This is a genomic window from Prosthecobacter sp. SYSU 5D2 (assembly GCF_039655865.1).
Lineage (GTDB): Bacteria > Verrucomicrobiota > Verrucomicrobiia > Verrucomicrobiales > Verrucomicrobiaceae > Prosthecobacter.
This window is the reverse complement of sequence record NZ_JBBYXL010000015.1, coordinates 120,225-126,604: the sequence shown is the minus strand read 5'-3', so window position 1 is coordinate 126,604 and position 6,380 is coordinate 120,225. Positions and strand designations below refer to the sequence as shown.

General features: G+C 57.8%; 2 protein-coding genes. Both read right to left on the bottom strand.

Features of this window, described 5'->3' with window-relative positions; all coding sequences use genetic code 11:
* Nucleotides 1-158: 158 nt before the first annotated feature.
* Nucleotides 159-3,737, bottom strand: a complete 3,579-nt coding sequence (gene dnaE, locus WJU23_RS22150) for a DNA polymerase III subunit alpha (protein WP_346334815.1) — start codon at nucleotides 3,735-3,737, stop codon at nucleotides 159-161.
* A gap of 91 nt (nucleotides 3,738-3,828) precedes the next feature.
* A complete protein-coding gene (locus tag WJU23_RS22145) occupies nucleotides 3,829-6,354 on the bottom strand; it encodes a transglycosylase domain-containing protein (protein ID WP_346334814.1) in 2,526 nt (841 codons plus the stop codon).
* Nucleotides 6,355-6,380: the final 26 nt, after the last annotated feature.

Here is a 6,380-nt window from a genome sequence, read left to right as displayed (position 1 = left end):
CACCCTCTTTGGCCCCAAGCGCAAAGACGGTGCCCGCCGCCTCAGCGAATGCGACAGCGAGCTGTTTTCCCTGCGACAGTTACGTGTGCGGGCGGTGGAATAAGACCTGCTCCAGCAGTCATCATTCGGCCTGGCATTACCCGGACGAACCGTCCTTGTCATAGCCAGATCATCAGTTGCTGCACCAGGTCCTTGGTCTGGCTGACGCGGTATTCATCGCCTGCTTGCAGGCGTATGCGGCGGCCACCGTTATAGGCAAAGTCAAAGATAACTGGCAGTTCCCCAGGGTATTGAACGAGTACTTCGTGGATTCGCTCGAGATCAATCTGGCTGTGGCGTTTGCAGTCCAGGCGCAGCACAAGCGGCTTGGGTGGGGCAGGGGGAGCGGCGGGCTTGGCAGGGGCCTCCACTCCCGCTTCACCAGCGTTGGTCAGACGGGCTTTTTTGGGCTGAAGCGGCTTGGCATCGCCCAGTGTCAGGCGGTTGCCTTCAGTGCGCTGGTCTTTCATGCAGCGGCAACGCAGGCCGAGGACGCTGCCCACTTTCAGCACGTCTTTGAATTTCTCGTATTCGTCGCTCCAGACCATCATCTCGATCTGGCCGGTGAAGTCTTCAAAGGTAAAGGTGGCAAAAGGGCGGTTGTCCTTTTTCGAGTACTTCACGTCCAGGCTGTTGACGATGCCGGCGATGTAAACGGTCTGCGGTTTTCCACTGGTATCCACCTCCTCCAGCGCAATGATCTTGGTCAGCTTGCTGGATTCAAAGTTGCCCCGGTAGCTGTCCAGGGGATGGCCGCTGACGTAGAAACCGAGCAGCTCTTTTTCAAAAGCCAGCGTCTCATCCATGGTCCAAGGCTCAATGGCCACCTGGGCTGCGGCCTTCTTCGGCGGAGCCATGGCAAAGTCATCAAACAGGCCGCCCTGGCCCGCTTTTTTATCCTTTTGGGCGGAGGCGGCGGAAGCCAGCACCTGCTCCAGTTTGGCGAACAGGGAAGCCCGGTGCTCCTTGGTGAAATCAAAGGCACCAGACTTCACTAGCGCTTCCAGCAGCTTCTTGTTCACTGCCCGCGTATCCATGCGTGCGGCAAAGTCTTCAAGGCTCTTGAAGGGGCCGTTTTTTTCACGCTCTTCAATGGCGGTGGCCATGGCGGCTTCACCGACGTTTTTCACCGCGCTCAGGCCGAAGCGGATGGCATTGGGGCCTTCGATGTCCGGGCTGGCGTCTTTGGTGCGCTCAGGGGAAAACTTGAGCAGCGACCGGTTGATGTCCGGTGGCAGGATCGGGATGCCCATGCGCAAGGACTCGCTCACGAAGTTGGCGATTTTGTCCGTGTTACTGACTTCCAGGCTGAGCACGCCGGTCATGAACTCGACCGGATAGTTGGCCTTCAGATAAGCCGTGCGATATGTCACAATCCCATACGCAGCGGAATGGGATTTGTTGAAGCCGTATTGGGCGAACTTTTCCAGCAAGTCGAAAACAGCGTTGGCCTGCTTGTCACCGATGTCGTTGGTGGTTTTGCAGCCGGCAACGAAGGCAATACGCTGGCGGGCCATTTCAGCTGCATCCTTTTTACCCATCGCCCGGCGCAACAAGTCAGCCTGGCCGAGAGTAAATCCGGCAAGCACGTTGGCGGCCTGCTGCACCTGCTCCTGGTAAACCAGAATCCCATACGTTTCCTTGGCGATCTTCTCCAGCAGCGGGTGCGGATACTCCACCTCTTCCAGGCCTTTTTTGCGCTGGATGTAGTCGGGAATAAACTGCATGGGCCCCGGACGGTACAGGGCGAGGATAGCGATGATCTCCTCGATCTTGTCTGGACCGAGCTGCTTGCAGGTATTGATCATGCCGCCAGATTCCATCTGGAACACCGCGACCGTTTCCCCCCGCTGCAACATCTCAAATGTTTTGACGTCATCCAAAGGCGCGTCAGAGGTGTTAAAACCAGGCACCCGTTTCTGCACCCAGTACTCGGCCTCGTGGATAACCGTCAGCGTTTTCAGCCCCAGGAAATCCATCTTGAGCATGCCCAGTTCAGTGAGCGGTTTCATGGCAAACTGGGAGACAATTTCCTCCTCGTTGCCTCGTGTCAGGGCGATGAAATCATACAGGGGACGGTCACCGATGACGACACCCGCCGCATGAATGCCTGTGCCGCGCGTGATGCCTTCCAGGAACGTGGCATGCTTCCAGAGTTCCTGGGCATTGCTGTCGTTCTCGATGTAAGCTTTCAACTCCGGGTTTTTGTCAATGGCCCCGTCAATGTGGATCTTCTTGCCCGTAGCCTTGTCCACCTTGTCCTCGCCGGCGAGCGTGATGTTCAGCTCGGTGGGGATCATCTTGGAAAGGCGGTCGGCATCACCATAACTCCAGCCCAGTACACGTCCTACATCGCGCACAACAGACTTCGCACCCATGGTGCCAAAGGTGATGATGTGGCTGACGCTGAGGTCACCATATTTCTCACGCACATACTGGATGACCTCGCCACGGCGGGTCTGGCAGAAGTCGATGTCAATATCCGGAGGGCTGACTCGCTCAGGGTTCAGGAAGCGCTCGAACACCAGCTCGAAGCGCAGCGGATCAATGTCCGTGATGCCCAGCACATACGCCACGACGGAGCCTGCGGCAGAACCACGCCCTGGTCCTACGGGGATGCCGTGCTCGCGTGCCCAGTTGATGAAGTCCCAGACGATGAGGAAGTAACTGGTGAAGTTCTTTTCCGCCAGCAGGGCCAGCTCATAGTCCATACGCTGGCGGAGGGCTTCATCGTTTAGGGCACGGTCGCGACCGTAGCGGCGGATGAGGCCTTCCTCGCAAAGATGGCGCAGGTAAACATTGCGGTCTGTCCACTGGCCTTCCAGCGGATACTGGGGATACCGGTCAATGCTGGTGGAATCCAGGCGGATATCAATGTTGCACCTTTCGGCGATTTCCAGGGTGGCGTCGCAGGCCTCCGGCACTTCTTTGAAAAGGGCGCGCATTTCTTCCGCCGTCTTAAAATAGACTTCTGGGGAATAGGTCAGACGGTTGGTATCATGAACGTTCGCACCTGTGCCGATGCAGATCATGATGTCATGGCTTTCATGATCGTCACGGTCCATGAAATGCACGTCATTCGCCGCGACGGTCTTCAAATCATACTTTTTGCCCCATTCGATGAGCTGGCGCGCGACGGTGCGCTGCTGCTCCATGCCGTGGTCATGGAGCTCCAGGTAAAAGTTTTCAGGACCGAAGATGTCGCGAAATTCCAGGAGGCTTTTTTCCGCTTCGTCTTTGCGGTCGGTCAGCAGAAGCTGGTTGACCTCCCCGTTGATGCAGCCGCTGAGGCAGATGAGGCCTTTGCTGTGTTTGCGCAGCAGGTCCTTGTCCAGCCGGGGGCTGTACCACTGGCCATATAGGTGCGCCTCCGTGACGATGCGGGAGAGGTTTTCATAACCTTCGTTGCTTGCAGCCAGGAGCGTCAGGTGGGAGGCGCGCTTGCGGCCCTGCACTTCCTTTTTGTCATGCATGGAGCCTGGGGCCAGGTAAACCTCGCAGCCTAGGATGGGCTTCACTTTCGCCTTCCGGGCGGCCATATAGAAATCAATGGCCCCATAAAGGTTTCCATGGTCTGTCACCGCGACCGCAGGCATTCCCAGCTCTTTCGTGCGCTTGACGAGATCGTCCAAACGGACCGCGCCATCGAGGAGAGAGTATTCGGAATGCAGGTGGAGGTGGACAAAGGAATCGGCCATTGGCCTGCCCAGCCTAGCCAGTTGGCGGCAGATTTCTCCCCAAAAATGCAGCCGGTTGTCAGTTTGTCTTTGGCCCTTGCTGGTGCGGCCTTTACAACTCGATTTTCATCGGTGGCGGCGGCTTGAGTTTGATGACCGGCTGTTCAGAAATCCCGCTTTCATCCACACCCACGGGAAGAGCCCGCAGGATCGGAGTGCCGTCATCATTCACCGGCCGGGCACGCAGAATGGGCTTTTCAGAATTGTAGGGGTCCTCACCTATAATGATGGGATCCTGAAGATACACCGGTTCCACATTGGCGAACTTGCTAGCTTCGGCCAAAAGCGCCGTATCCGTGGTGTTTTGAATGGACTGGTGAAAACGGGCCAGATCTGCAGGCAGCCCTTCGCCGGTATGGACTGGGCAGGTCATGTTAAAGCTGGTGCCGGGGCGGAGATATTCAGAATACGTGCTACGCACAGAACGCTCAACACCGTCGGGTCCCTTGACCTTGTCATAGCAGAAGTCGCTGGCCCGCAGGCCGCTGACCCGGCAGATCTCGATGCGCTCGGCGGACTCTGGCGGATTGATTTCCATGGGTGTCCGCACCTTGGTGGAGGCATTGATGATGTCCGTCCAGATCGGAAGGGCGATCTTGTTGGAGAAGGCACCGGGATAGATGGTTTTATGCCGGTCAAAGCCCACCCACACACCGCAGGTCACTGCCGAGGTATAACCCAGGAACCACAAGTCCTTGGATTCATAATGGGTACCGGTTTTTCCGCCTGCCGGGAAATCACCCAGGCCATATTCGATGGATGGCGCGCCTGTGCCGCGATGCAGGGCTTCCGTCAGGCAGGTATGGGTCTGGTAGGCGGCGATCTCATCCATGGCGCGGACCGGCTGCAGCGTCTTCTCATCAAGCTGGAAGACGGTCTTGCCACGGAAATCGGTGATGCGCTGGATGAGGTGCTGCTTCGGCGGGCGCTTTCCTAATGTGGGAAAGCAGGAATAGGCGAGGCACATTTCATCCAGCCGGAGTTCCGTGGCCCCCAGGAAAGTGGAGGGGAATTCCCGCAGCGGAGTGCGAATGCCGGCGAGTTTGGCGAAATCCCGGAAATCCTGACGGATACGCCCGCCTTCCAAAGCAATGCGCTCGCCAAGGCGGACCGTGGCAGAATTGTGGGAGCCTACCAGGGCCTCACGGGCGCTGATGGGGTTGCGGGACCATTTGGGATCGGGAACTTCCATGCCCCACTCACCCAGGATGCCGGTCAGGCCGCCGATCATGACCCGCCGGTTGTCCAGGGGTTCATCGGCGAGGGGGCTCATCGGAAAGTAACCGGGTTTGGAAAAGGCGGCGGCATAGACAAAGGGTGTGAACGCCGTGCCTACCGGGCGCACCCCGTCGGTGGCGCGGTTATACTGGCTGTCAATGAAGTCACGCCCGCCCACCATGGCCAGGATGGAGCCGTCCGTGTTGTCCATGACGATGGCCGCCCCCTGCAGGTATTCGGGAATGGGCCGGGACATTTCCGGCGTGAGTTCGCCTTTCGTCTTTTTGCCGAACCACTCTCCCAGAATGCCGCGGAACTGGGTGTAGGTCTGATGGGCATACCCTTCGCGGGTCTCCACCTCGGCCAGGCGTTTTTTCATTGCAATCTCGGCCGCCTTTTGCAGATCCTTGTCAATGCTGGTGTAGATTTGAAAACCGCCGATGGCCGCCCGTTCCTCGCCGACAATGGAAACCACCTCCTGACGGACTTCGTCGAAAACGTAGCTTAGCCTGGGATCACTGGTTTGAGGGGCGGTGACCATGGGCTTCAGCTTGAAGCGCTCTGCATCCCCACGGCTCAGGCTGCCCTCAATGACCATGCGCTCCAGCACGTAATTGCGTTCCTTGACCGCCCGTTCCGGATGGCCGATGGGCTCAATGTTGTTGGGGCTTTTGATCAGGCCGGCAATGGTGGCGGCTTCATCCACGGTCAGTTCCCTGGCATCTTTGCCAAAGTAACCGAGCGCAGCCGCCTGGATGCCGTAGAAATTTTTACCGAAGAAAATGCGGTTCAGATAAAGTTCCAGGATCTCCGGTTTGGTAAACTTCTTCTCAATCCGCTGGGCCACAAACGCCTCGACGATCTTGCGTTTGTACTTCTTCTCCATGAGGCCGAAGGTCTGCCGGGCAAGCTGCTGGGTGATGGTACTGGCACCCTGGGTGGTGCGGCCTGCTTTGATGTTTTCAATCACGGCACGGGTGAGGCCGATGTAGTCCACTCCGTCATGCTGGAAAAAGCGGCTGTCTTCCTGGGCCGTCAGCGCATCAATGAAATGCTGGGGCACCTCTTTGATCGGCACCGGGGTGCGATTAAGCACGTAGATGCGGGAAAGCTCCTCGCCGTTGCGGTCATAAATGATGCTGGCGGCCTCCAGTTTGCGGATTTCCTCCAGGTCATAGGTCTGGGCTTTTTCATGCAAGGGTGCTACGATGATGGCATACGTGCCGAGACCGGTCAGACCGACCAGGATCAACAGGGCCATGAGTGCGCTGAACCAGACACGACGGTAAAAGGGAAGCTTCAGCCCGGTCTCGCCGCGCCAGTTCGTCTGGGGTTTAGTTTCCAAATCTTTGCCAAACATGAGGGGATGCCCTTGATTGCAAGGGG